Raw genomic sequence first — 23,575 nt, forward strand, 5'->3', positions numbered from 1 at the left:
CTTCAGCTCAGGCTCATCTCACTGTGGAATCACGCCCCCCGCTCAGGCTCATGTGTCGTTGGACAAGGCTCGGGGTTGATCCCTCCGCCGGGCGGTTGTATTATCTCGCACCTCAACAGGCGCGTAGCTCAGCTGGTTAGAGCACCACCTTGACATGGTGGGGGTCGGTGGTTCGAGTCCACTCGCGCCTACCAGCTTTCCCGGAAAGCATCGCAAACGCGATGCTTTCTTTGTTTTGGGGATGTATTTTCCCAACGTCCGGCCCGGCCGGGAAATGCATGTGGCCCCTCGTATAGGTCACCACTGTGGAGCCTGAATTCATGCCCGTGATCACCCTCCCCGACGGAAGCGAGCGTCGCTACGAGCAGCCTGTCTCCGTGATGGGCGTTGCCGCCGACATCGGCCCGGGGCTGGCGAAGGCGACGCTGGCCGGCCGGGTCAACGGCGAGTTGTATGACGCCTGTGACCTCATCGAGGCCGATGCCGAGCTTGCCATCGTCACCCCGAAAGACGAGGAAGGGCTCGACATCATCCGCCATTCCTGCGCTCACATGCTCGGCCAGGCGGTCAAGCAGCTCTACCCCGAGGCGCAGATGGCCATCGGCCCGGTGATCGAGGATGGCTTCTACTACGACATCCGCTACGACCCGGGCTTTACCCCCGAGGATCTCGAGGCGATCGAACAGCGCATGGCCGAGCTCATCGACCAGGAGTACGACGTCATCAAGCGCGTGACGCCGCGCGACGAAGTGCTCCGGATATTTCGTGAGCGCGGCGAGGACTACAAGGTCCAGATCGTCGAGGACATGCCCGAAGTCGAGTCGATGGCCCTGTACTACCATCAGGAGTACATCGACATGTGCCGCGGGCCCCATGTGCCCAATACCCGTTTCTGCAAGGCGTTCAAGCTCACCAAGCTTGCCGGTGCTTACTGGCGCGCCAATGCGGACAACGAGATGCTGCAGCGCATTTACGGTACGGCCTGGGGCGATCGCAAAGCGCTCAAACGCTATCTCACCTTCCTCGAGGAGGCGAAGAAGCGCGACCATCGCCGCATTGCCAAGACCCAGGGGCTCTTCCACCTCCAGGACGAGGCCCCGGGCATGGTCTTCTGGCATCCCAACGGCTGGCGTATCTACCAGACCCTTGAGAGCTATCTCCGTGGCCGTCTCGACGCCTGCGGCTATGACGAGATCCGCACACCTCAGCTCGTCGACCGCAGCCTTTGGGAGCGCTCCGGGCACTGGGACAAGTTCCGTGAGGACATGTTCACCACGGAGTCGGAGAACCGCGATTACGCGGTCAAGCCCATGAACTGCCCGTGCCACGTGCAGGTGTACAATCAGGGCTTGAAGAGCTACCGTGATCTGCCGCTGCGCCTCGCCGAGTTCGGCTCGTGTCACCGCAACGAGCCTTCCGGCACGCTGCATGGGCTCATGCGCGTGCGCAACTTCACGCAGGACGACGCCCACATCTTCTGCACCGAGGACCAGATCCAGCAGGAGGTCTCGGGCTTCCTGGATCTCGCCTTCCAGGTGTACCGCGACTTCGGCTTCGATGAGGTGGTCGTGGCCCTGTCCACCCGGCCGGAGAAACGGGTGGGTGAGGACGCGCTCTGGGACAAGGCCGAGCAGGCGCTGGCCGACGCGCTCGACGCCAAGGGCTACACTTGGACGGTGAATCCGGGTGAAGGTGCCTTCTACGGTCCCAAGATCGAGCTGTCCATGAAGGACTGCCTCAACCGCGTGTGGCAGTGTGGCACCATGCAGGTGGATTTCTCCATGCCCGGCCGTCTCGGCGCCGACTATGTGGCCGAGGACGGCACCCGGCAGGTCCCGGTGATGCTGCATCGCGCCATCTTTGGCTCGTTCGAGCGTTTCATCGGCGTGCTCACCGAGCATTACGGCGGTTATTGGCCGGCATGGCTCGCCCCTACCCAGGCAGTTGTGCTGAACATTACCGACCGTCAGGCGGATTATGCCCGTGATGTCGAAAAACGGCTGGCAGAACACGGGTTTCGCGTCTCCCCCGACTTGAGGAACGAGAAGATCGGTTTTAAAATCCGCGAGCACACGATTCAGCGCGTGCCCTACCTGTTGGTGGTAGGCGACAAAGAGTTGGAATCCACGACCGTCGCCGTGCGCACCCGCGAGGGGCAGGACCTAGGATCCATGTCCCTGGAGGCGTTCATCGAGCGCCTGGACGCGGACGTCGCGCGGCTCGGCCGCATTGCTTCGGAGGGTTGAAGCATCGCTATCCGTAGGAAACCGGGTGCCCGTCGGCAACAGCCGAGCGCGGGCGACAACCGTCGGGTCAACCAAGACATCCGTGTACCGCAGGTTCGCCTGATCAATCAGGACGGCGAGCAGGCGGGTATCATGGATACCCGGGACGCGCTCGCCATGGCCGAAGAGGCCGAGCTGGATCTCGTCGAGCTGGATGCCAATGCCGAACCGCCCGTCTGCCGGATCATGGATCACGGCAAGTGGAAGTTCGAGCAGCAGAAGAAACAGCAGGCGGCCAAGAAGAAGCAGAAGCAGATCCAGGTCAAGGAAGTGAAGTTCCGCCCCGGCACCGACGAGGGTGACTACAACGTCAAGCTGCGGAACTTGAAGCGCTTCCTCGAGGAGGGCGACAAGGTCAAGGTGACCCTGAGGTTCCGCGGTCGTGAGATGGCCCACCAGGAGCTGGGGCTCGAGCTGCTGCAGCGCGTCGAGCAGGACCTCGAGGATATCGCGACTGTCGACCAGCGCCCGAAGATGGAGGGCCGGCTGATGGTCATGATGATGTCCCCGCGCAAGGGCAAGTAGCCCGCATCATCGAGTGCCCCGCGTCACCGTGGCGTGGGGCGTCGGAGTACCGTGCACCGAGAACTCCCGGCGGGGGCGTCGGGGGTTTTTGTTTCTGCTGAGCGGAGATCAGGCAATGCCCAAGATCAAAACCAACCGCGGCGCCGCGAAGCGCTTCCGGAAGACGGGGTCGGGCCGTTACAAGCGCGCCCACGCCTTCCATAACCATATCCTCACCAAGAAGGATATGAAGCGTAAGCGCGGTCTGCGTGCGTCGACGCTGGTGTCCGAGCAGGACACCGCTATGATCCGGCGCATGCTGCCCTACCAGTAATCCATCCGAGAGAATTCGGGAGACTTAAGAGATGGCGAGAGTAAAGCGCGGTGTGAACGCCCGCCGCCGCCACAAGAAGGTCCTCACCAAGGCGAAAGGCTACTACGGTGCCCGCCGGAAGACCTTCAAAGTGGCCAATCAGGCCGTCACCAAGGCCGGACAATACGCCTATCGTGACCGTCGTCAGCGCAAGCGCGAGTTCCGTTCGCTGTGGATCCAGCGCATCAACGCCGGCGCGCGCGCCAACGGTCTGTCCTACAGCCGCCTGATCGACGGGCTGCACAAAGCCGGTGTCGAGGTCGACCGCAAGGTGCTGGCCGACCTGGCTGTCTACGACCAGGCCGGATTTAGCCAGTTGGCCGAAAAGGCGAAGGCCAGCCTCGCTTAAAGGGCGGCAGCGCGCCTCGCGCGCCCGCTGTATTGAAAGGGAAGGGGCGGCCGCATCCTTCCCTTTTTTTGTCGCCGGACGGGACGGACATGAGCACTCAGGATCTGGATACCCTGACCAAGGCCGCCGAGCGGGCAATCGACGAGGCCACCGACCTCGCCGCCCTGGACGCGGTGCGCGTGGCCTATCTGGGCAAAAAGGGGCACCTCACCGCGCAGCTCAAGGCGCTGGGGCGGTTGCCCGCCGAGGAGCGCCCCGCCGCGGGGCAGGCCATCAACCGGGCGAAAGAGCGTGTCGCCGAGCGAATCGAAGCGCGGCGGGGGGTTCTGGAGCGCTCGGCGCTTGCCGAAGCACTCGAGGCCGAGCGCGTGGACGTAACCCTGCCGGGCCGCGGCGCGGAACCGGGGGGGCTGCATCCGATTACGCGAACCCTCGAGCGCATGGAAGACCTCTTCGCCGGCATCGGGTTCCGCATCGCCGAGGGTCCCGAGGTCGAGGACGACTACCACAATTTCGAGGCGCTCAATATTCCCGAGCATCACCCCGCACGGGCGATGCACGATACCTTCTATTTCGACGCCCACCACCTTCTGCGCACGCACACCTCCCCGGTCCAGATCAGGGCAATGGAGTCCGAGGGGGCGCCGATCCGGGTCATCGCGCCGGGACGCGTGTACCGGTGTGACTCCGACCTGACCCACACACCGATGTTTCACCAGGTCGAGGGCTTGCTGGTGGACGAAGGTGTGACCTTCGGCGACCTCAAGGCGGTGCTGGACGACTTCGTCAAGCGCTTCTTCGAGCAGGACCTGGCGGTGCGTTTCCGGCCGTCCTACTTCCCGTTCACCGAGCCGTCCGCCGAGGTGGACGTGGAGTGCATGTTCTGCAGCGGCGCCGGCTGCCGCGTGTGCGGGGGCAGCGGCTGGATCGAGATACTGGGCTGCGGCATGGTCCACCCGGTGGTGTTCGAGTACGCCAGCGTCGATGCGGAGCGCTACACCGGATACGCCTTCGGCATGGGCGTGGAGCGCCTCGCCATGCTGCGCTATGGCGTCAACGATTTGCGCATCTTCTTCGAGAATGACCTGCGCTTCCTGCGCCAGTTCCGCTAAACCGAACACCAGGGGCATTGCATGAGGATCAGTGAGCAGTGGTTGCGTGACTGGGTGGCGTTGCCCGAGTCCACGAGGGAGCTCGAGCATCGCCTGACCATGGCCGGGCTCGAGGTGGATGCCGTGGAGCCTGCTGCCCCCGAGTTCAGTGGCGTTGTGGTGGGCGAGGTCGTCAGCTGCGAGCCGCATCCCGACGCGGACAAGCTCCGTGTCTGCGAGGTTGCCGCCGGGGAGGCGGCCCTGCAGGTGGTCTGCGGCGCCCCCAACGTCCGGGTGGGCCTCAAGGCCCCGTTTGCCACGGTTGGCGGGGTACTGCCCGGCGATTTCAGGATCCGTAAGGCGAAGCTCCGTGGCGTGCAGTCCTTCGGCATGCTTTGCTCGGCCAAGGAGCTGGGTCTCGCCGAGGACGCCGCGGGTCTCATGGAGCTGCCGGCGAGCGCGCCGGTCGGGACGGATTTGCGCGAATATCTTGCGCTCGATGACACGGTCATCGAAGTGGATCTCACCCCCAACCGAAGCGACTGTCTGGGGATGGCGGGTATCGCCCGTGAGGTGGGTGTATTGCGTCGAGTGCCAGTCGATGGCCCCGCCTGCGAGCCGGTACCGGCCGGCATCGACGACGCCCTGACCGTAGCGCTCGAGGATCCCGCTGCCTGCCCGCGTTACCTGGGGCGTGTAGTGCGTGGTGTCGACGCGTCCGCCGAGACCCCCGTGTGGATGCGCGAGCGTCTGCGCCGGGCCGGCGTGCGGCCGCTGTCGGTTGCCGTCGACATCACCAACTACGTGATGCTCGAGCTCGGGCAGCCCATGCATGCGTTCGATCTGGACAAGCTCGAGGGCGGCATTCACGTGCGCCCCGGACATGCAGGCGAGGAGCTCGAGCTGCTCAACGGCGAAACGGTGACGCTCGACGCCGGGACGCTGGTGATCGCCGACGAGCGCCGGGCCCTTGCCATGGCCGGCGTCATGGGGGGCGAGGATTCCGCCGTGACCGGCGAGACCCGTAATGTCTTCCTCGAGGCCGCGTTCTTCGCGCCCACCGCGGTGGCCGGACGTGCGCGTGCCTATGGCCTGCATACCGATTCGTCACACCGTTTCGAGCGCGGTGTCGACCCCGAGCTGTCCCGCCGCGCCATCGAGCGGGCGACCGCCTTGCTGAGTGAGATCGCAGGCGGCGAAGCGGGGCCGATCACCGAGGCTGTCGAGCGAGAGGAACTGCCGTTGGCGGCGCAGGTGACGCTGCGCCCGGCGCGGGTGGACGCGCTTCTCGGCACCGCCATCCCGCGCAGGGATATGCGCGAGATACTCGAGCGCCTGGGCATGACCGTTTCCGGGACGGACGACGATCCCGAGTGGCAGGTCATCGCGCCCACCTGGCGCTTCGACATCGCCCGCGAGGTCGATCTCATCGAGGAGATCGCCCGGGTCTGGGGCTATGACGAGATCCCGGCCAAGCGTACGCCGGCACGGCTCGCCATGCGGGCGTGCCCGGAGGAGCGTGTGGCGTTGCAGCGTCTGCGCGGCGCGCTGGTGGACCGGGGCTATCAGGAGGCGATCACTTATAGTTTCGTCTCCGAAGAGCTGCAGCGTCAGCTCGACCCGAACACGTCGTCGCTGGCGCTCGCCAATCCGCTGTCGGCGGAGATGGGCGTCATGCGGACCACCTTGTGGCCTGGCCTGGTGCGCGCCGTGGTGCACAACCAGAATCGCCAAGCCACCCGCGTGCGGCTGTTCGAGTCGGGGCTGCGTTTTCGCGGCGCCGATGGCGCGTCGCTCGAGCAGACGGCCATGCTCGCCGGTATCGCTACCGGCGAGGTGCTGCCCGAGCACTGGACGGAGAGGGCGCGCCCCGTCGATTTCTTCGATATCAAGGGCGATGTCGAGGCGTTGATCGCGCTCACCGGTGAGCCGTCGACGTTTCGCTTCGCCGCCGAGACCCATCCGGCGCTCCACCCTGGTCAGAGCGCGCGCGTCTATCGTGGCGATCGCGCGATCGGCTGGGTGGGGGCGCTCCACCCGCAGCTCGAGAAACCCCTGGAGCTCGCGGGGCGAACCTACGTGTTCGAGCTTGAGCTCGAAGCACTGGCCGAGGCCCGCGTACCCGCCTTCGAGGCGCTCTCCCGGTTCCCGTCCATCCGCCGCGATCTCGCCGTGGTGGTGGACGAAGACGTGACCGCGGACCGCCTTCGCGAGGTGATTGCGGCGAGTGCCGGTGACTGGCTCAGGGATGTCGTGGTGTTCGACGTCTATCGCGGCAAGGGTGTGGAAGAAGGTCGCAAGAGTCTCGCCATGGGCTTGATTTTGCAGGATTCTTCGCGCACGCTAACCGACGAGGATGTGGAGGCCTCCATCGAACGCGTGGTCGAGCGGCTGGGTCATGAGTTGAACGCAGCTTTGAGGGAGTGATCAGACTGTGGCACTGACCAAGGCCGATATGGCAGAACGTCTGTTCGAGGAAGTTGGTCTCAACAAACGCGAGGCGAAGGAGCTGGTGGAGAGCTTTTTCGAGGAGATCCGCTCAGCGCTCGAGGACGGCACGCCGGTGAAGCTCTCCGGCTTCGGCAACTTCGACCTCCGGGACAAGAACGAACGCCCCGGGCGTAATCCCAAGACAGGCGAGGAGATTCCCATCTCCGCACGTCGCGTGGTTACGTTCCGGCCCGGGCAGAAGCTCAAGTCGCGGGTCGAGTCTTATGCTGGACGGGTCAAGCAATGACGAGCTCCCGCCGATCCCGGCGAAGCGCTATTTCGCCATCGGCGAAGTGAGTGAGCTGTGCGGCGTCAAGCCGCACGTGCTCCGCTATTGGGAGCAGGAGTTCCCGCAGCTCAAACCGGTCAAGCGCCGGGGTAACCGGCGCTATTATCAGCGACAGGACGTCATCCTCATCCGCCAGATCCGCACACTCCTCTACCATGAGGGGTTCACTATCGGCGGTGCTCGCCAGAAACTCTCGGGCGAGGGCGCCCGGCAGGACCTCAACCAGAGTCAGCAGGTCATCCGCCAGGTCCGCAGCGAGCTGGAGTCCCTGCTCGCGACCCTGCGGCGGTGAGCCCGGGTGGGCTGTCCGATGAGAACCGCGCTGCAGATGCTTTGCGCGGCGGCCGCGATGCGTTATCATCCTTTTCCCGCGTCGGCGAAGGCCGGCAGTACTTCGGGGTGTAGCGCAGTCTGGTAGCGCACCTGCATGGGGTGCAGGTGGTCGGAGGTTCGAATCCTCTCACCCCGACCAATTAAATCAAGTGGTTACGCCCGCCCATGAGCGGGCGTTTCTACATCGGGCGGCCGTCTTCTACAGTCCGCCTGTCTCGCCGCTCTTATTCGGGTTCATAGGTCGAGCCCGAATCTCCTTCGTGGAACGCCGATGGGTCCCGGTCGGCTCGAGATCGTGTGTTCGAACAGCCACTGGTGACCGGGTTCCTGCTCCTTCGCGTGTGTGGCGCTGTCGACGCGGATGTCATGGCGCGTAACGTTCCTCGATCACGCCCGCTCGTATCGCCTGGCGCCGACAGCGAGGGGCAACCAGTCGTTTACGATTGCAGTACGCTCGAAGTGGGTCCATGTTTATCTGAAGGAACCAGAAGAACGGGAGGTGCGCCATGGACGATCTTGGCCGGGGGCTCATGGCGGGGTTCGTCGCGACTATCGTCATCTCCCTGCTTATGGCGCTGCGACTGTCCATGGGGTTGATGCCCTGGTTCTATCCCATCGAGATTCTCAATCTCAGTGCGCAGGAGTTGTTCGGCACGCCGAACAGCCGATGGGTGGGTTGGGCCATTCACTTCGTCGTTGGCACCGGCATCTGGGGGGTGTTGTTCGGCTGGATCGTCGAGCGGTTGCCGGGCGATACCTACACGCGGCGGGGCATTCTCTTCGGGGGGATCGTCTGGTTCGTGGTGATGATCACAGTCTTTCCGGCCGCTGGTTCCGGTTTTTTCGCCTTGGGTTTTGGCTGGGGAATCTCCGTCTGGACGTTGATCTACCACCTCATCTTCGGGTTTTCGTTGGGCGCGACCTACGGCTGGCTTCGCAGCCTGTGACGGGGCGGGCGCACAGCGGCTGTTCAGCATGGGCAGCATGACGACAGTGGGCGCGAGGCCGGGAACCGTAGCACGTTCTCCGCAGCGTGTGCCGTATGGTCGTTGCTGCTCCGCGTGCGGGCTTCCGCTGAGGCTTCGGCAACACCGTGATCGGTGTGATCGTGTCCGCCGACTGCGCCGGGTTGTCGCTACGAACGAAACCCCTGTGCCGTCCAGCGCTGGGCGGAGGTGCATCGGGCGGCAGCTATTGCTGCGGCGATGGACTCAGGTGAGCTGGCGCGCACAGTGGGGCGAGCTCACGCCGTGCGCAGCAGCGCCGGGCCGACCATCCATCGCAGCGCCCACGTTCCTGCAACGACCTCCAGGCACAGGGCCGTGCCAGGCGAGAACACAACCGCGGCGGGCTCTTCGCGGCCCGTGAGCAAGCGTGTCGCCAGGTGGCCCACAAAGGGTTGATGGCTTACGATCGCGATCCCGTCGTCGTGTGGTTGTTCCAGCCATTCGAGCCACGTTTCGACGGGATCGTCGGGGGCCAGGCCACTGGCTTCGACTGGATGACCCGCCAGCGCCCGGGCGAGGATTTCGGCGGTTTGTCGTGCCCGCAGCTTGGTGCTGTGGTAAACGGACGGGACGGTCACGTCGTGGCTGGACAGGAGCGTGGCCAGCGCTTCCACGTCGGCGCGACCCTCGTCGCTGAGAGGTCGCTCCGGGTTCACTTCCTTGGCGAGTGCGCTGCCGTGCTGGATCAGGTACAGCTTCATGGCACGCCACGCTCCGCGCATCGTTGGTCGGCAACTTCAAGTCTAGCCCTGACGAGCCGATCCGACCGCCCCATGGCACCCCGCATTCCATTGGCGTTCCGCAACCTCACGGTCTCACCCCGTACGCCTTCATCCACTCGAGCGACGCTTCGGTCTGCCCGGACGGTTGGTACTCGAGCGAGACGTAGCCCTCGAAGTCCAGGTTGGCCAGCGCTTCGAGAAGAAACCGGTAGTTGACTTCGCCGGTACCGGGCTCGTGGCGCCCGGGGGAGTCCGCGAGTTGAATGAAGCCGACATACGCCAGGTTCGCCCTGACGGTCTCGATGAGATCGCCTTCGGCGCGCTGCATCTGGAAGAAGTCGTACTGAATTTTCAGGTTCGGGTGGTTCACTTGCGCGAGCAGCGCGCGCGCCTGCGCCGTGGTCGTGAGGGCGTAGCCGGGGTGAGTGACCGGGTTGAGCGGCTCCACCAGCAGCGTGATGCCGGCTTCCGCTGCGTGTTCTGCGGCCCAGCGCAGGTTCTCGACGAGACAACGGTGCTGCTCGCCCGGTGAGAAGTCGTCGCGCAGATACCCCACGGGGCAGTTGAGCTGCCGGCAGCCGAGCGTTCGGGCGGTCGCCACTGTCTCGGATACCCCGGTTCGAAATGTCTCGCACCGATCCGGCCAGCCGGCAATGCCACGCTCTCCGGCGGCCCAATCCCCCCCGGGCAGGTTGAAGTGGACGATTTCCACGCCCTGTGCGTCCTTGGCGTCGGAGATGGCGTCAATGTCCTCGCAGAAGGGGTAGGGGTTGTGGAACTCCACGTAGCGGAAGCCGCATTGCCGGGCGCGGGCGAATCGCTCGAGAAACGGGGCTTCGCGAAAGAGGAAAGTGAGGTTTGCGGCGAACTTGAGCATGGCTGGCATCTCGGTTTTCGGGTTGTCGATTGCCGTGGTCTCGGGAGTGACCTGTCGCCTGGTGCGTTGCAGCCGTCGGTCGCTTCCACGATCGCCTTCTTGTTGACACGGCTTACGGCCGTTGCTTATATGTGATTATGCACATCAAGCGAAAAAATGTTCAAACCCGCTATCGAGGACCCTGGAGATCGGTGCAGTGAGCAACGGCAACACGGAAAAGGATCTGGCGATTCGAGCGGCCTGGTTGTCCTACGTGGGCGGATATACCCAGGCGGAGATCGCCGAGCGGCTCGGTGTTTCGAGGATGAAGGTCCACCGCCTGATTGCCGCGGCCCACGAGCTGGGGGCGGTCAAGGTATTCATCGAAGGCGAACCGGCCGAGCTCATCGCGCTGGAGGACGCGCTCGCCCGCGCATTCGATCTGAGCGTTTGCACCGTCGTGCCGGGGGTGGCCCGCGACGATGGCAATAACCCCTTCGCCAACATCGGCACGGCGGCGGCACGGTTTCTTCGTGGCCGACTGGAGGCGGGATCGGTTCGCACGCTGGGTGTGGGCTGGGGGCGGTCGCTTGCCGAGATGGTGAACCGCCTGCCACAGACGCCCTGCCCGGCGCTTCGCATCGTGCCGGTGCTGGGTAGCGTCACGCGCAAGATGGCGTTGAACCCATACGATGTGGTCCACCGGCTCACCGACGCCACGGGCGGGGAGGGTTACCTGCTGCCCGTGCCCATGTTCGCCGACACCCCCGAGCACCGCCAGATTCTCCTGGAGCAGCGCAGCGTTCGTGACGTCTACGAGCTCGCCAGTGCCGCCGACCTCACCATGGTCGGTGTCGGTGCCGTGCCGCCGCAGGGCCATACCCTGCTGCAGGACCTCGGCGAGGTGAACGAGGAGGAATGCCGTCAACTGCACGAGGCCGGCGCGGAGGCCGAGGTGGTCGGGCAGTTCCTCGACGCCCAGGGGCGACTGGTGGAGACCGCGTTCAACCAGCGCACCCTCGGCCTGGGCCTGGATGTACTCGGCACTCAGGAAGTCATTGCCGTGACCGGCGGCGAGGAAAAGGTCCACGCCACGCTCTCGGTACTGCGTAGCGGGTTGCTGGCCGGTCTGGTTACCGACGAGACGGTGGCCCGGGGCGTGCTCGCGCTGATGGAGGAGGCGGACGCGGAGGAGCCGGTGCGGCAACGACGGACCTGACGATCATCGCGCCCGCCGGCGCGGGCGCGTCACCACGGGAGGAGAGAGACGATGTCCAATAAAGAAGACGAGCTATATCGAGCCTGGCTCGAGCGGCCCATGACCCGGCGGGCCCTGCTCGACAAGGCGCGCGAGCTCGGTATCGCCGGCGTGAGCGCCGGATTCCTGATGAACACGATCGGCACTCGTGCGCTCGCGGCGAGTGATTCGTTCAACTGGCAGCGCCACAAGGGCAAGACCGTGCGCCTGCTGCTGAACAAGCACCCCTACGCCGATACGCTCATCGCCAATCTGGAAAACTTCAAGAAGCTCACGGGCATGAACGTGGAGTACGACATCTTCCCGGAGGATGTCTACTTCGACAAGGTGACCTCGGCGCTTACCAGCGGCTCGTCCCAGTACGACGTGTTCATGACCGGGGCCTACCAGACCTGGCAGTACGGACCCGCCGGCTGGCTGGTGGACGTCAACGAGTTCATCCGTGACCCGGCCGAAACCGCAAACACCTTCCGCTGGGACGATGTCCTGCCCAACCTGCGCGCTTCCACCGCCTGGAGCGGCAAGGTCGGTGACCCGCTGGGCGGACCGGACTCGAAGCAGTGGGCCATGCCCCTGGGCTTCGAGCTCTACAGCCTGTCCTACAACAAGGCCATGCTCGACAAGGCCGGAATCGCGCCCCCGGAGAACCTGCCCGATCTTGTGGACAAGGCCAAGGCGCTCAAGAGCAAGATCGACGGCGCCTACGGGATCGGCGTTCGCGGCAGCCGCAGTTGGGCGACGATCCATCCGGGCTACCTCTCCGGCTATACGAACTACGGCGGTCGAGACTTCGTCATGGAGGACGGCAAGCTTCGCCCGGCCATGAACAGCCCCGAGGCCAAAGCGTTCACCCGGCTGTGGATCGACATGATCCAGAAGGCCGGCCCTACCGACTGGACTTCGTATACCTGGTACGAGGTGGGTAACGACCTCGGTGCCGGCACCTCGGCGATGATGTACGACGCCGACATCATCGGCTTTTTCCAGGAACAGGGCAGCAAGCAGGCCGGCAATATCGCCTACCAGCCATTCGCGGCCAATCCGGAGGCCACGGACCCTACATCCAACGTGTGGATCTGGTCGCTCGCCATGAGCAACTTCGCCCGCGACAAGTCGGCGGCCTGGTACTTCCTGCAGTGGGCCACCGGTTCGGACGTGCTGCTCCATGGGGCGACCGAGGGGCAGGTGGTGGATCCGGTGCGGCGTTCCGTGGCGGAGAGCCCGGGGTTCCAGGAGCGCATGCAGGCGAGCTATCTGGAGCAGTACCGCCGCACTGTCGGTCAGGCGAAGATCTATTTCACCCCCCAGCCGCTGTTTTTCAACGTCACCACTCAGTGGGCAGCGCAGCTTCAGAAGATGTACGCGGGCCAGATCAGCGTCGACGAGGGCCTGGACCAGCTCGCCGAGCGGGTGAGCCGGCAACTGGAAAGCATCGGCCTGACCTAGGCCGCAAGGCGATGTGGTCGCGGGTCGCGGGCGCCCTGAGCCAGCGCCTGCGACCCGCCCCGAACCCGATTCCGGAGGAGGAGACTCATGGTGTCCAACGCCAGCGCGGCGGCACAAGCAGCACAGGTGCGCGGGAGTCCCGCCATGCGCCGTGCCATTCCCTACCTGCTCAGTCTGCCGGCGCTGCTCGCAACAGCGGGCGTTCTGGTGCCGTTTCTAACGGCCGTGTGGTATTCGCTGCAGAGCTATAACCTCGCCTTTCCCCAGGGGCGTGCATTCATCTGGTTCGAGAACTACCTGACACTGTTCGCGAGTGCGGACTTCTGGCACACGGTGGCCGTGACGCTCACCTACACCGTCTCCACGGTAGGGCTGGAGTTGCTGCTCGGTCTCGCCGTGGCATTGCTGCTGCAGCGCCGGACACTCGTCAATGACGTCATGAGCGTGCTGCTGGTGCTGCCGCTGATGGTTGCCCCGGCCATCGCCAGCCTCATGTGGAAGCTCATGACCAATGCCAACTTCGGCATTCTCAATTACCTGCTGACCTTCGTGGGCGTTCAGGACTTCCCGTGGGCCACGTCCCCGGCGACGGCAATGTTCACCGTGGTGTTGGTCGATGTCTGGGTGTTCACGCCGTTCTTCAGCATCCTGCTGCTGGCGGGCCTGCGCGGCCTGCCCAAGGAGCCGTTCGAGGCAGCGGCGCTGGATGGGGTGCCGGCGTCATTCGTGTTCTTCCGGGTGACGCTGCCGATGCTGATGCCTTACATCATGACGGCGGTGCTCTTCCGGATGTTCGACAGCATCCAGCAGTTCGACATCCCCTACGCCATGACCCAGGGCGGCCCCGGCGATGCGCTCATGGTCTTCCAGGTACGTGCCTATCTCGAGGCATTCACGTACACGAGCCTGGGCCGTTCCGCGGCGATTCTCATGGTGCTCTGGGCCATCACCTATTTCCTCAGCCAGGTCATGATCAAGCACTGGCTGCGCCTGCGCGAGCGCATGAGCGGTGCCTGAGGAGGGAGACATGTTGTTGCGAACCGTTTTGCGGGGATGTGCCCTGGCAGTCGTGGGCGCGTTCTTTCTATTCCCCATCTTCTGGGTTCTGATGATGTCGTTCATGACCAATGCCGACATCCTGCGCAGCCCGCCCAGCCTGGTCTTCGAGCCCACGCTGGCGAACTACGCGAGCCTGATCACCGGCAATCTGACGAGCAGCGTCGGCGCCCTGGACGTGGACTATATGCGCAACCTGTTCAACAGCTTCGTCCTCGCCAGCGGCTCAGTGGCGCTGTCGCTGGTGCTCGCGGTGCCGGCCGCGTACGCCTTCGCGCGTTTTCGTTTCCGCATGGGTGAGGACATCGCGTTCACGATCCTGAGCTTCAAGTTCGCGCCACCGCTGCTCGTGCTCATCCCGCTACTGATCATCTTCCGCGAGATCGGGCTCGCCGATACCTATGTCGGGCTCATCTGGGTCTATCAGCTCATCACGCTGCCGCTGGTGCTGTGGATCGTGCGCGGCTACTTCGAGGATATCAGCGAGGACGTCGAGGCCGCTTATCGCCTGGACGGCCATTCCTGGTGGCGGACGTTCACGCGCATCGCGTTGCCGCTGGCGCGCCCGGGGATCGCTTCCGCGGGGCTGCTCGCCTTCATCTTCGCCTGGAACAATTTCATTTTCGCGCTGGTGCTCGGCTCCTCGCGGGTGCAACCGGTGACCGTCGGGGCGCTGAACTTCGTGACCGCCTCGGGAATTCAGTACGGCCAGATTGCCGCGGCGCTGGTGCTATCCATCCTGCCGACGCTCGCCGTGGCGCTGTATGCCCAGCGTTTCCTCGTGCAGGGCCTCAGCCTCGGTGCCGTAAAGGGGTGAAGCGATGACCTATATCCAGATCGAGAATCTGTCCAAGCGCCTCGGCGGCGAGCAGGCGGTGGACGACCTCAGCCTAAGTCTCGGGCGCGGCGAGTTCATGGTGATTTTCGGGCCCTCGGGCTGTGGCAAGACCTCGCTGCTGCGGTTGATCGCCGGCGTCCACTCTGCCGATGAGGGCACGCTGCGCATCGGCGGCGAGACGGTCAATGACCTAGAGCCCGAGCACCGGGGCGTGGCCATGGCGTTCCAGAGCTTTGCGCTCTACCCGCATTTCAGCGCCTACGAGAACATCGCCAGCCCGCTGCGGGCCGGGCGTGTCGGCGAGGCGGAGATACGCCGGCGCGTCGAGGAGGTGGCGGGCATGCTGCGCATCGCTCACGTGCTCGATCATAAGCCCGGCGAGCTCTCCAACGGGCAGAAGCAGCGGACGTCGCTTGCGCGAAGCCTTATCGCCCGGCCGCGTGTGCTGCTGCTGGACGATCCGCTGCGCAACGTCGACGCCAAACTGCGTTATGAGATGCGCATCGAGTTGCCCGAAGTGCTGCGCCGATTCGAGACCACCGTCATCTACGTCACCCAGGACTTCAAGGAAGCCATGGCCCTGGGCGATCGTGTGGCGGTGATGATCGACGGCGCCATCCGGCAGGTCGGTACCCCCGCCTCCATCTACCGCGAGCCCTCGGACACGCGCGTGGCGCAGCTCTTCGGCGATCCGCCGATCAATCTGGTCAGGGTGCGGCCGCGACGGGACGATGACGGTGACATTCGCGTCGATCTCGGAGGCCACCCTCTGGTGGCCCCCACCTGTCCGGACGGCTTCCTCGGCCGGGAGTGCGTGCTCGGTATTCGCCCGGAAGACGTTCATTTCCTGGATGTCGCGCAGCCGGAGGCCATTCCGGTGACCCTCGAAGCCGTCATGCCGCTCAACGTGCGTACCGCCCTTCTGGTCAGGACACCGGAGGCGCTCGAGCTGACGGCCTCGGCCTGGGATATCCGCGAGGACCTCAGCCGTGCCAGCGCGGCCTCCGTGCACGTGGATCTCGGCCAGGCGGTGTATTTCGAGTGCGACCAGGGTACGCGCTGCGCGTCCTGACGCGCTCAGAGGAGGAGAGTCTGCACCATGTCGAGTGTGAGCATAGACAACGTCAACAAGGTATTCGGTACCAGCAAGGGCAATGGCGTCCACGCTGTGCGCGATCTGTCCATGGGCATCGATGATGGCGAGATCATCGCGCTGCTGGGCAGCTCCGGCTGCGGCAAGTCGTCGACGCTGCGCATGATCGCCGGATTCGAAACCGTCACCGACGGCGAGATTCGTGTCGGCGAGCGCCTGATCAATCGCCTGCCGCCGGCCGAGCGCAACGTGGCCATGGCCTTCGAGGCCTACGCGCTGTATCCGCCGCTCACGGTGGAGAAGAACATTGCGTTCGCGCTGGTGCGCAACCGGGAACCCCGTAGTGTCGTCGACCGCAAGGTCCGCGAAATTGCCGAGCGCCTGGAGATCACCGATATTCTCGAGCGCTATCCGGCCGGGCTGTCCGGCGGACAACAGCAGCGGGTCAGCCTTGCCCGGGCGTTGATCCGCCCTGCCGAGCTTTATCTGCTCGACGAGCCCATGTCCCAGCTCGAGCCACAGCTGCGCGCGACCCTGCGCGGACGCATCAAGGAGTACCTTCTGGAGCACCGGCTGACGACGGTGTTCGTGACCCACGATCAAACCGAGGCGATCGCGCTCGCGGATCGAATCGCGGTCATGGACGGCGGCGTACTCCAGCAATTCGGCACGCCCAAGGCGCTCGAAGACCGTCCCGCGAACCTGTTCGTCGCCTCTTTCATCGGCGAGCCGCCCATGAATCTGCTTTCCGGCCGGGTGGCCGAGTCTGCTGACGGTCTGGCAATCGACATCGATAGCGAGGGGGCGGACGAGCCCGCGTGCCTGAAGTTCCCCGACAGCCCCGAGACGCGGCGCATGGGAGAGGGGCTGGCGCCGGGACAGGGCGTCACCGTGGGCATACGAGCGCATCGCATGACCGTGGGGGCTGACGATCCGGCGGGTGGGGCCGCCGGTCGACTGACTGCTGAAGTAACGTCCAACCAGTGGCTGGGTGATCAGAGCCACTTGGGGCTCTCGCTCAATGGCAAACGGATTTTCGCGGTGAGCCGCCTCCCTCTGGATGTGCGGTTGAGCGATCGTGTCACCCTGTCCTGGCCGGTGGCGCATCTGCACGTGTTCGACGCCGGGTCGACCCGGGCCCTGTTCCATGGCGGCGACCCTGCGGGGGAGGAGGTTCCCCGTGGCTGATGACGTGATCGTCGGACTGGACGCAGGGACTTCCGTCATCAAGGCGGTGGCGTTCGACCTGGCCGGCTACCAGGTCGCCAAGGCGGTCTGTGACAACGAGCTCCACTACACCGGCGATGGCGGCGTCGAGCAGGACCCGGGCCGCACCTGGACTGCAGCCGCCGAAACCCTGCGCACGCTCGCCGCAGAGGTTCCCGGCCTTGTCGAGCGTGTCTCGGCGGTGGCAATTACCGGCCAGGGGGATGGGACCTGGCTCCTGGACGCCGAGGGTCAGCCCGTGGGGCGGAGCATGCTCTGGCTCGATGCCCGCTCCAGCGACATCGTCTCGCGCTGGCGCAACTCGTCGGTGGGACCGACCACTTACGCCAGTACCGGCACCGGGCTCAACCAGTCCGCGCAGAGCGGCCAGCTCAAGTGGCTGAGCGAGCACCAGCCGCAGCGGCTTGCGCGCGCGGCCACCATCTGCCACTGCAAGGACTGGCTGTACCATTGTCTTACCGGCGAGCGGGCTACCGATCCGGCCGAGGCCGTCTGGACATTCGGCAGCTATCAGCGGCGCGACTACGACGATGCGGTGCTGGAGGCATTCGGGCTTTCCGCCTACCGGCGGCTGTTGCCGCCGATCGTCGACGGTACCCGAGAGTACGCGGCGCTGCATCGGCGGGCAGCCGCCGAAACGGGGCTGAAGGCGGGCACGCCGGTGGTTCTCGCGCCCGTGGACATGCTCGCCACCGGTTTGGGGGCTGGCGTTTACGACCCACACCGTCGCGTCGCCTGCAGCATTGTCGGCAGCACGGGCGCTCACCTGTATGTGCGTCATCGTGAGTCGGACATCGTCCTGCACGACCAGGCGAGTTACACCATGCCGTTCGTGGCGCCGGGAACATGGTTGCAGCTCGCCTCCAACATGGCGGCGACGCTCAACATCGACTGGTTCGTCGACGGGCTCAATGCGTTGTTCGAGGCGGTGGGGCAGCCGGCGGTCGACCGCACGCAGCTACTCGGCCGGGTGGACGCCGCGCTCGCCCGTGTGCCCCCCGGGCGTCTGATCTACCACCCGTTCATCTGCACCAACGGTGAGCGCGGCCCGTTCGTCAATCCCCAGGCGCGCGCACAGTTCCTCGGTCTGGACGCGGATACGACCCAACTCGACATGGCGCGGGCGATCTACGAGGGCATCGCCTTCGCTGCGCGGGACTGCTATGCGGCGCTCGACGCGGCGCCGGAGGAGGTGCGCATCACCGGTGGAGGCGCCCAGAGTGCCACCCTCGCCGGGATATTGGCTTCGGTGCTCGGCGTGCCGGTGCGGCCGTTGGTGCGGGAAGAGGCAGGGGCCGCCGGCGCCGCCATGGTGGCGACCCTGGCGCTCGGTCACTATTCCCGCCTCGAGGACGTCTGTGCGCAGTGGGTCACGCCGCACCTGGCAGCGTGTGTATCGCCCGACCCCGCGCTGCAACAGGTCTACGAGCGTCTGTTTCCCGTCTATCGCGATGCCTATGCGCACAGCGACGAATTCTGGCGCGCGTTTCACGCCGCCGGTAATCCGTCGACGCCGCGGACGGCGTTTGCCGACGTACGTGACCCCGCGACCGAGACGAAATAGGAGAGAACCGGTGAGTGCTGCCGATCATCAGACCAACGCTGCCGCGCCATTGTTCGACATGGTGGTCATCGGAGCGGGCGTGAACGGAGCCGGCATTGCCCGCGACGCCGCCGGGCGAGGGTTGTCCGTTCTGCTCTGTGACAAGGAGGATCTCGCCTACGGCACCTCCTCGCGCAGCGGCAAGCTCGTCCATGGTGGGTTGCGATACCTCGAATACTACGAGTTCCGCCTGGTCCGCGAGGCATTGAAGGAACGCGAAGTCCTTCTCGAGAACGCCCCGCACATCATCTGGCCGATGCGTTTCGTGTTGCCGCACAATGCGGACCTGCGGCCGGCGTGGATGATACGCGCCGGCCTGTTCCTCTACGACCACCTGGGCGGTCGCCGGCGCCTGCCCGGCAGCCGGGGCCTCGATCTGACCGCCTGCCCCGAGGGAAAGCCCCTCCAGTCCGGCTACCACAAGGGCTTCGAGTACTCCGATTGCTGGGTGGACGACTCGCGCCTGGTAGTCTTCAACGCCATGGATGCACGTCGCTACGGTGCCGAGGTGTATCCGCGCACCAGTTGCGAGCACGCCCGTCGCGACGATGGCGAATGGCTCGTCACGCTTCGAGAGGCGGGGACCGGCTTTCGGCGGGACGTGCGTGCCCGCGCCCTCGTCAACGCCGCCGGACCCTGGGTGGACCGGGTGCTGCAGGGGGCGCTGGAGCAGGGCGGCGGGGATCGCGTGCGCCTGGTCAAGGGCAGCCATATAGTCGTGCCGAAGCCGTACGTCGGCGAACAGGCCTATCTGCTGCAGAACAGCGACAAGCGCGTCATCTTCGTCAACCCGTACGAAGGTGACAAGCTGCTCATCGGCACCACTGATATCGTCTACGAAGGCGACCCCGATGAGGTGTCCATCGACCGAGAAGAAGTCGAATACCTCTGTGGGGTGGTCAGCCGCTATTTCCACACACCAATCACCCCGGATGACGTAGTCTCTGCATTCTCCGGCATTCGGCCGCTGTTCGATGACCGGGCGGAAAACCCGTCCGCCGTGACCCGGGATTACGTCTTCGATATCGCCGATGACGGTGGGCGAGCACCGCTGCTGTCCGTATTCGGTGGCAAGATCACCACCTACCGGCGACTTGCCGAGCACGCCATGGAGCGGCTCAAACCCTATTTCCCGGATCTGGGCGAGGCCTGGACCGGTGCCCGCCATCTGCCCGGCGGCGATATCGCCGACGCGGACTTCGATACGTACTTCGAGGGCCTGGAGCAATGTTTCCCGTGGGTGCCGGCGAGCATGCTGCGTCGCCTCGCCCGTGCCTATGGGACCATTACCGAGCGACTGCTCGCCGGGGCCGGCAGTCTGGCGGATCTGGGCCGGCATTTTGGCGCGGATCTCTACGAGCGGGAGCTGCGCTACCTCATCGATGACGAGTGGGCGGCGAACGCCGACGATGTGGCCTGGCGGCGCACCAAGCTCGGGTTGCGGCTGTCCGACGAAGAGCTCGCGGCCATTGATGCGTGGATCGCGGACGAGTACGGGCTCACGGTAGCCAGGTCGTCCGCGGGAGAGCGCTGATCCATTCGCCGCCGCCCGGTTTTCCGGTCGGCGGCTCGGGTCAGTCGCTCAGTGTTCGTCGTTGCCCCGCGTGGCGTCGTCGAGCTTGATGATGGAGTGAGCGTTGGTCGCGCTGGTGGCGAGGGTATTGACGACGCCGCTGCGCAGCGCGCCAAGTATCGAAGGGGCTTTCGTGTTCTCGCTGGCGATGGCGATGGCGTCGGGAATACGGGCGAGGTCCGCGGCGGACAGGCCGACGATGCGATCCTGGATCGGCTCCGCGGCGGGCCGTCCGTAGATGTCGATGAAGTTGTAACCCATGATATCGCCGATGGTGCCGGACAATCGGGCCTCGGAGATCTCCTGGGGGGAGAACCAGCCCATACGGACCATGTTGCTGTCCTCGCTGAGGTCGCCGACTCCGATCAGCGCCATGTCAGCGCGCCGTGCCCGGTCGAGGGTCTGCTTGACCGTGTCGTTGCGGATGAGCGCGGCGCGCAGCTCTCTGTCTTCCACCAACGCCGGCGCATACAGGGTCTCGCTTTCGCCGCCGAAGCAAGCGGCGAGGCGGCGGCAGATATGGTCGGGGTTCATGTACTCGCCGGCACGCAGCGAGCCGCCGATGGCGCAGACGAACACGCAGCTCTTCTGTTCCGGGTCGAAGACGTTGTCGGCGACCGCGCCCACGTTTCGCCCCATGCCCACTGCGACGATGCTGCCGTCGTTGAGGCTGCGATTGAGGTGATTGGCCACCAGGCTCGCCACCGACGCCCGTTGCACGTCCGGATCCTTGTGATCGATGGCGATGAGTGCCCGGTCGAGGCCGAAGCGTTGCATCAGCTCACGCTCGAGCTCGGCGCTTACCCCGGGGTGGTGGCGCACCCGCACCTCGACGATGCCCTCGTCGTGAGCGCGTCGGATCAACCGCCCGACCTTGGGTCGGGAGAGGTCGAGCCGATGGGAGATCTCCTCCTGGGTGAGGTTCTCCACGTAGTAGAGCACAGCGATCTCGGTGAGCAGATCGATGTCCGTGTTGCGCTGGCTGGGCTGAGGCTTCATGGGCGCTCAATCGGTTGCTCGGGTACTGCGCCCGCCGGGGGCGGACGTGAATGGCGATTCTCGGCGGTATCCCGATAGCAGGCAAGAAGGCAGCCGCGCACAAGCGCGGCGGCAATGGAGGGAGCTCGGTTGCGGATCGCTATCCGGTGCTCATCGTGCACGACGGAAGGCGGGAGAGCGTGCTCTCCCGTGCCGCTTCCGCCGGATCATGCTGTGCTTCATCCGTTCCGTGTGGTCTGGGTGCGAGCCGGCCCTGTTACAACAACGCGCGCACGTGCTCCCGCAATGTGGCGGTGTCGGCGTGAAACCGCCGGATGCCCTCCGCGAGCTTCTCCGTGGCCATCGCGTCCTCATTGAGCAGCCAGCGGAAGTTCGGCTCGCTGACGTCGAGGGCCTCGACCTCGCCCCCCATATCCGGGTAAAGCCGGCGTGGCACCTCGCCCCCGCTGGCGCGGAGCTCGTCGAGGAGCTGTGGAGAGATGGTGAGGCGGTCGCAGCCGGCGAGCGCTTCCACCTGGCCGGTGGTGCGGAATGATGCGGCCATGACGACGGTCTGGTGACCGTATGCCTTGAAGTACTCGTAAATGCGTTTCACCGACTGGACGCCCGGATCGTCATCAGGTGCGTAGTCCTCACCGGTCGCCGCCTTGTACCAGTCGGTGATGCGTCCGACGAACGGCGAGACCAGGAACGCGCCTGCTTCCGCACAGGCCACGGCCTGGGCCAGCGAGAAGATGAGCGTCATGTTGCAGTTGATGCCCTCGCGCTGGAGTACCCGGGCAGCCTGAATGCCCTCCCAGGTGGCGGCGATCTTGATCAGCACGCGCTGCGGGTCGACGTCGCGTTCGCGGTAGAGCTCGATGAGTTGCCGTGCCTTGTCGATCGTACCCTGGGTGTCGAAGGACAGGGCGGCATCCACTTCGGTGGATACATAGCCGGGTACCAGCCGTAGCAGCTCGCTGCCGAAGTTCACCGCCAGGCGGTCGAGTACCGCCTCGACATCGCGGTCGCGCGTTCCGGCTCGGTCCCGGCCCCAGTCCACCGCGTCGTCCACCAGGTCCCGGTAGGCGTCCATGTGAACAGCCTTGAGCAGCAACGACGGGTTGGTCGTGCAGTCCTGCGGGCGGAATCGCTCGATGAGTTCGATTTCCCCCGTGTCGGCGACTATCGTGCTGAGCTTCGAGAGGTTGTCGAGTCGTGTCGTCATAGGGCGCTCGCGTTCGCTCGATCGTCGTGTGTGTCAGGCGCGGTGCTCGCTGGCCCGCCCTTGTTCGTAGGCCTTGATTCGCTCGACTTTCGCCGTCGACCCGCCGCCCTGGAAATCCGAGGCCAGAAAGGTTTCCACGATGGCTTTCGCGAGCTCCGGGCCGACGACCCGGGAGCCCAGCGTCACGATCTGGGCGTCGTTGCTCATGCGCGCGCGCTGTGCGGAGTAGGTGTCGTGGGCCTGGGCGGCGCGAATGCCCGGAACCTTGTTCGCTGCCATGGCGACGCCGATGCCCGTGCCGCAGATCAGCACGCCCAGCCGGTCGCGGCCCTCGACGATGGATTCAGCCACCTTCACGGCGATATCCGGGTAGAGCACGGTCTCGCCGTGTTTGATGCCGAAGTCGTCCACGCTGTAACCGAGGTCGGCGATGTGCTCGCAAAGGGCGTCCTTGAGCTCCACGGCCGCGTCGTCGCAGCCGATAGCGATGGAAATCCGCTCAGTCATCTTCCTGCTACCTCTCGCTCCAGTGGGTAAGTGCCGCACTGTGTGTGACCATTTGATCCAACAATGATCATATGATCATTAGTTGAGCGCGAGTTCAGTCGCCTTGTCAATGTCAGTCGTCGGTTTTAGGTGCGGTGACCGTTCAGAAATGGACGAAGCCTTGGGCGCAGTCCGGTGCATCTCGTGGTTTTGTGGCTTACGGTCAGCAGGTTGATGGCGGGCCTGGCTGTCAGGTTTCGACGCGTGCTCAAACGCTGGTGGATCGATCAAATGATCTTTGGTTTGACATTCGTTCACACGGTTGGATACTGGGGCCACCGCTGGCCAAGGCCTCGGCCCCGCCGGCATCAACCAAGAATGGACCGACAGCTATGACAACCCGAAGCGAACGTGCCAACGCGATCCGCGCCCTGGCCATGGACGCTGTCCAGCGGGCCCAGTCCGGGCATCCGGGCGCGCCCATGGGGAT

Annotated in this window: 23 protein-coding genes and 2 tRNA genes; 20 read left to right on the plus strand and 5 right to left on the minus strand. The window is 65.1% G+C overall.

Features of this window, described 5'->3' with window-relative positions:
• Positions 1 to 117 precede the first annotated feature (117 nt).
• The 11 genes from ACPEES_RS20600 to ACPEES_RS20650 all read left to right on the plus strand — a co-directional run bounded on the left by ACPEES_RS20600 (position 118) and on the right by ACPEES_RS20650 (position 8,661).
• Positions 118 to 194, plus strand: a tRNA-Val gene (locus ACPEES_RS20600).
• Between the two features lie 126 nt (positions 195 to 320).
• Complete coding sequence (thrS, locus tag ACPEES_RS20605; RefSeq protein ID WP_435105815.1) at positions 321 to 2,246, plus strand: threonine--tRNA ligase; 1,926 nt, start codon at positions 321 to 323, stop codon at positions 2,244 to 2,246.
• 9 nt (positions 2,247 to 2,255) lie between these two features.
• Positions 2,256 to 2,810, plus strand: a complete 555-nt coding sequence (infC, locus tag ACPEES_RS20610; protein WP_435105858.1) for a translation initiation factor IF-3 — start codon at positions 2,256 to 2,258, stop codon at positions 2,808 to 2,810.
• 115 nt (positions 2,811 to 2,925) lie between these two features.
• On the plus strand, positions 2,926 to 3,123 hold the full coding sequence (gene rpmI / locus ACPEES_RS20615; protein WP_435105817.1) for a 50S ribosomal protein L35: 198 nt from the start codon (positions 2,926 to 2,928) through the stop codon (positions 3,121 to 3,123).
• A gap of 31 nt (positions 3,124 to 3,154) precedes the next feature.
• A complete protein-coding gene (gene rplT / locus ACPEES_RS20620; RefSeq protein WP_435105819.1) occupies positions 3,155 to 3,511 on the plus strand; it encodes a 50S ribosomal protein L20 in 357 nt (118 codons plus the stop codon).
• Between the two features lie 89 nt (positions 3,512 to 3,600).
• Positions 3,601 to 4,623: a phenylalanine--tRNA ligase subunit alpha gene (gene pheS, locus ACPEES_RS20625; RefSeq protein ID WP_435105821.1), complete on the plus strand. Its 1,023-nt coding sequence runs from the start codon at positions 3,601 to 3,603 to the stop codon at positions 4,621 to 4,623.
• 21 nt (positions 4,624 to 4,644) lie between these two features.
• Positions 4,645 to 7,029: a phenylalanine--tRNA ligase subunit beta gene (pheT, locus tag ACPEES_RS20630; RefSeq protein ID WP_435105823.1), complete on the plus strand. Its 2,385-nt coding sequence runs from the start codon at positions 4,645 to 4,647 to the stop codon at positions 7,027 to 7,029.
• Positions 7,030 to 7,036: 7 nt separating this feature from the next.
• On the plus strand, positions 7,037 to 7,339 hold the full coding sequence (gene ihfA / locus ACPEES_RS20635) for an integration host factor subunit alpha (RefSeq protein ID WP_435105825.1): 303 nt from the start codon (positions 7,037 to 7,039) through the stop codon (positions 7,337 to 7,339).
• Positions 7,317 to 7,673 (plus strand): MerR family transcriptional regulator, encoded by a 357-nt coding sequence (locus tag ACPEES_RS20640; protein ID WP_435105827.1) that lies wholly within the window; start codon positions 7,317 to 7,319, stop codon positions 7,671 to 7,673. The genes ihfA and ACPEES_RS20640 overlap by 23 nt, the downstream gene beginning before the upstream one ends.
• 103 nt (positions 7,674 to 7,776) lie before the next feature.
• Positions 7,777 to 7,853, plus strand: a tRNA-Pro gene (locus ACPEES_RS20645).
• Between the two features lie 367 nt (positions 7,854 to 8,220).
• The gene (locus ACPEES_RS20650; RefSeq protein WP_435105829.1) at positions 8,221 to 8,661 is read left to right on the plus strand and encodes a DUF6789 family protein; all 441 of its coding nucleotides are present in this window, start codon (positions 8,221 to 8,223) and stop codon (positions 8,659 to 8,661) included.
• Between the two features lie 296 nt (positions 8,662 to 8,957).
• Here the strand turns inward: ACPEES_RS20650 and sixA are convergent, their stop codons facing one another.
• Both sixA and ACPEES_RS20660 read right to left on the minus strand, forming a co-directional pair.
• Complete coding sequence (sixA, locus tag ACPEES_RS20655; RefSeq protein ID WP_435105831.1) at positions 8,958 to 9,422, minus strand: phosphohistidine phosphatase SixA; 465 nt, start codon at positions 9,420 to 9,422, stop codon at positions 8,958 to 8,960.
• 106 nt (positions 9,423 to 9,528) lie between these two features.
• Positions 9,529 to 10,320, minus strand: coding sequence for a hydroxypyruvate isomerase family protein (locus tag ACPEES_RS20660; protein WP_435105833.1), 792 nt, complete (start codon positions 10,318 to 10,320; stop codon positions 9,529 to 9,531).
• A 196-nt stretch (positions 10,321 to 10,516) separates the two neighbouring features.
• On the opposite strand from ACPEES_RS20660, the gene ACPEES_RS20665 reads away from it, so the two are divergent.
• From ACPEES_RS20665 to ACPEES_RS20700, 8 genes are all read left to right on the plus strand, one after another.
• The gene (locus ACPEES_RS20665; RefSeq protein ID WP_435105835.1) at positions 10,517 to 11,518 is read left to right on the plus strand and encodes a sugar-binding transcriptional regulator; all 1,002 of its coding nucleotides are present in this window, start codon (positions 10,517 to 10,519) and stop codon (positions 11,516 to 11,518) included.
• A 51-nt stretch (positions 11,519 to 11,569) separates the two neighbouring features.
• Complete coding sequence (locus ACPEES_RS20670; protein ID WP_435105837.1) at positions 11,570 to 13,003, plus strand: extracellular solute-binding protein; 1,434 nt, start codon at positions 11,570 to 11,572, stop codon at positions 13,001 to 13,003.
• 87 nt (positions 13,004 to 13,090) lie between these two features.
• The gene (locus ACPEES_RS20675; RefSeq protein ID WP_435105839.1) at positions 13,091 to 14,020 is read left to right on the plus strand and encodes a carbohydrate ABC transporter permease; all 930 of its coding nucleotides are present in this window, start codon (positions 13,091 to 13,093) and stop codon (positions 14,018 to 14,020) included.
• Between the two features lie 10 nt (positions 14,021 to 14,030).
• A complete protein-coding gene (locus ACPEES_RS20680; RefSeq protein ID WP_435105841.1) occupies positions 14,031 to 14,876 on the plus strand; it encodes a carbohydrate ABC transporter permease in 846 nt (281 codons plus the stop codon).
• 4 nt (positions 14,877 to 14,880) lie between these two features.
• Entirely contained in the window at positions 14,881 to 15,969 is a 1,089-nt protein-coding gene (locus ACPEES_RS20685) for an ABC transporter ATP-binding protein (protein ID WP_435105843.1), read from the plus strand.
• 27 nt (positions 15,970 to 15,996) lie between these two features.
• Positions 15,997 to 17,178, plus strand: a complete 1,182-nt coding sequence (locus tag ACPEES_RS20690) for an ABC transporter ATP-binding protein (RefSeq protein ID WP_435105845.1) — start codon at positions 15,997 to 15,999, stop codon at positions 17,176 to 17,178.
• Positions 17,171 to 18,781 carry an FGGY family carbohydrate kinase gene (locus ACPEES_RS20695; RefSeq protein WP_435105847.1) on the plus strand — a complete coding sequence of 537 codons (1,611 nt, stop codon included), beginning with the start codon at positions 17,171 to 17,173 and terminating at the stop codon, positions 18,779 to 18,781. The genes ACPEES_RS20690 and ACPEES_RS20695 overlap by 8 nt, the downstream gene beginning before the upstream one ends.
• 10 nt (positions 18,782 to 18,791) lie before the next feature.
• The gene (locus ACPEES_RS20700) at positions 18,792 to 20,354 is read left to right on the plus strand and encodes a glycerol-3-phosphate dehydrogenase (RefSeq protein ID WP_435105849.1); all 1,563 of its coding nucleotides are present in this window, start codon (positions 18,792 to 18,794) and stop codon (positions 20,352 to 20,354) included.
• Between the two features lie 48 nt (positions 20,355 to 20,402).
• Here the strand turns inward: ACPEES_RS20700 and ACPEES_RS20705 are convergent, their stop codons facing one another.
• The 3 genes from ACPEES_RS20705 to ACPEES_RS20715 all read right to left on the minus strand — a co-directional run bounded on the left by ACPEES_RS20705 (position 20,403) and on the right by ACPEES_RS20715 (position 23,106).
• On the minus strand, positions 20,403 to 21,392 hold the full coding sequence (locus ACPEES_RS20705) for a sugar-binding transcriptional regulator (protein WP_435105852.1): 990 nt from the start codon (positions 21,390 to 21,392) through the stop codon (positions 20,403 to 20,405).
• A gap of 256 nt (positions 21,393 to 21,648) precedes the next feature.
• Positions 21,649 to 22,599, minus strand: a complete 951-nt coding sequence (tal, locus tag ACPEES_RS20710) for a transaldolase (protein WP_435105854.1) — start codon at positions 22,597 to 22,599, stop codon at positions 21,649 to 21,651.
• Positions 22,600 to 22,632: 33 nt separating this feature from the next.
• Complete coding sequence (locus ACPEES_RS20715; protein ID WP_435105856.1) at positions 22,633 to 23,106, minus strand: RpiB/LacA/LacB family sugar-phosphate isomerase; 474 nt, start codon at positions 23,104 to 23,106, stop codon at positions 22,633 to 22,635.
• A 371-nt stretch (positions 23,107 to 23,477) separates the two neighbouring features.
• Here ACPEES_RS20715 and ACPEES_RS20720 point away from each other — a divergent pair.
• A partial coding sequence (locus tag ACPEES_RS20720) for a hypothetical protein (RefSeq protein WP_435105860.1) occupies positions 23,478 to 23,575 on the plus strand: 98 nt, incomplete at its 3' end.

The sequence above is a fragment of the Arhodomonas sp. AD133 genome (assembly GCF_051195215.1).
Taxonomy (GTDB): Bacteria; Pseudomonadota; Gammaproteobacteria; order Nitrococcales; family Nitrococcaceae; genus Arhodomonas.

Bases quoted from the DNA above. Each gene is read 5' to 3' on its own strand.
- thrS (WP_435105815.1), top strand. From the start codon at position 321: ATGCCCGTGATCACCCTCCCCGACGGAAGCGAGCGTCGCTACGAGCAG.
- sixA (WP_435105831.1), bottom strand. From the start codon at position 9,422: ATGAAGCTGTACCTGATCCAGCACGGCAGCGCACTCGCCAAGGAAGTG.
- ACPEES_RS20680 (WP_435105841.1), top strand. From the start codon at position 14,031: ATGTTGTTGCGAACCGTTTTGCGGGGATGTGCCCTGGCAGTCGTGGGC.
- ACPEES_RS20640 (WP_435105827.1), top strand. From the start codon at position 7,317: ATGCTGGACGGGTCAAGCAATGACGAGCTCCCGCCGATCCCGGCGAAG.
- ACPEES_RS20685 (WP_435105843.1), top strand. From the start codon at position 14,881: ATGACCTATATCCAGATCGAGAATCTGTCCAAGCGCCTCGGCGGCGAG.
- ACPEES_RS20690 (WP_435105845.1), top strand. From the start codon at position 15,997: ATGTCGAGTGTGAGCATAGACAACGTCAACAAGGTATTCGGTACCAGC.
- pheT (WP_435105823.1), top strand. From the start codon at position 4,645: ATGAGGATCAGTGAGCAGTGGTTGCGTGACTGGGTGGCGTTGCCCGAG.
- ACPEES_RS20650 (WP_435105829.1), top strand. From the start codon at position 8,221: ATGGACGATCTTGGCCGGGGGCTCATGGCGGGGTTCGTCGCGACTATC.
- ACPEES_RS20705 (WP_435105852.1), bottom strand. From the start codon at position 21,392: ATGAAGCCTCAGCCCAGCCAGCGCAACACGGACATCGATCTGCTCACC.
- rpmI (WP_435105817.1), top strand. From the start codon at position 2,926: ATGCCCAAGATCAAAACCAACCGCGGCGCCGCGAAGCGCTTCCGGAAG.
- pheS (WP_435105821.1), top strand. From the start codon at position 3,601: ATGAGCACTCAGGATCTGGATACCCTGACCAAGGCCGCCGAGCGGGCA.
- ACPEES_RS20715 (WP_435105856.1), bottom strand. From the start codon at position 23,106: ATGACTGAGCGGATTTCCATCGCTATCGGCTGCGACGACGCGGCCGTG.
- tal (WP_435105854.1), bottom strand. From the start codon at position 22,599: ATGACGACACGACTCGACAACCTCTCGAAGCTCAGCACGATAGTCGCC.
- rplT (WP_435105819.1), top strand. From the start codon at position 3,155: ATGGCGAGAGTAAAGCGCGGTGTGAACGCCCGCCGCCGCCACAAGAAG.
- ACPEES_RS20675 (WP_435105839.1), top strand. From the start codon at position 13,091: ATGGTGTCCAACGCCAGCGCGGCGGCACAAGCAGCACAGGTGCGCGGG.
- ACPEES_RS20670 (WP_435105837.1), top strand. From the start codon at position 11,570: ATGTCCAATAAAGAAGACGAGCTATATCGAGCCTGGCTCGAGCGGCCC.
- ACPEES_RS20660 (WP_435105833.1), bottom strand. From the start codon at position 10,320: ATGCTCAAGTTCGCCGCAAACCTCACTTTCCTCTTTCGCGAAGCCCCG.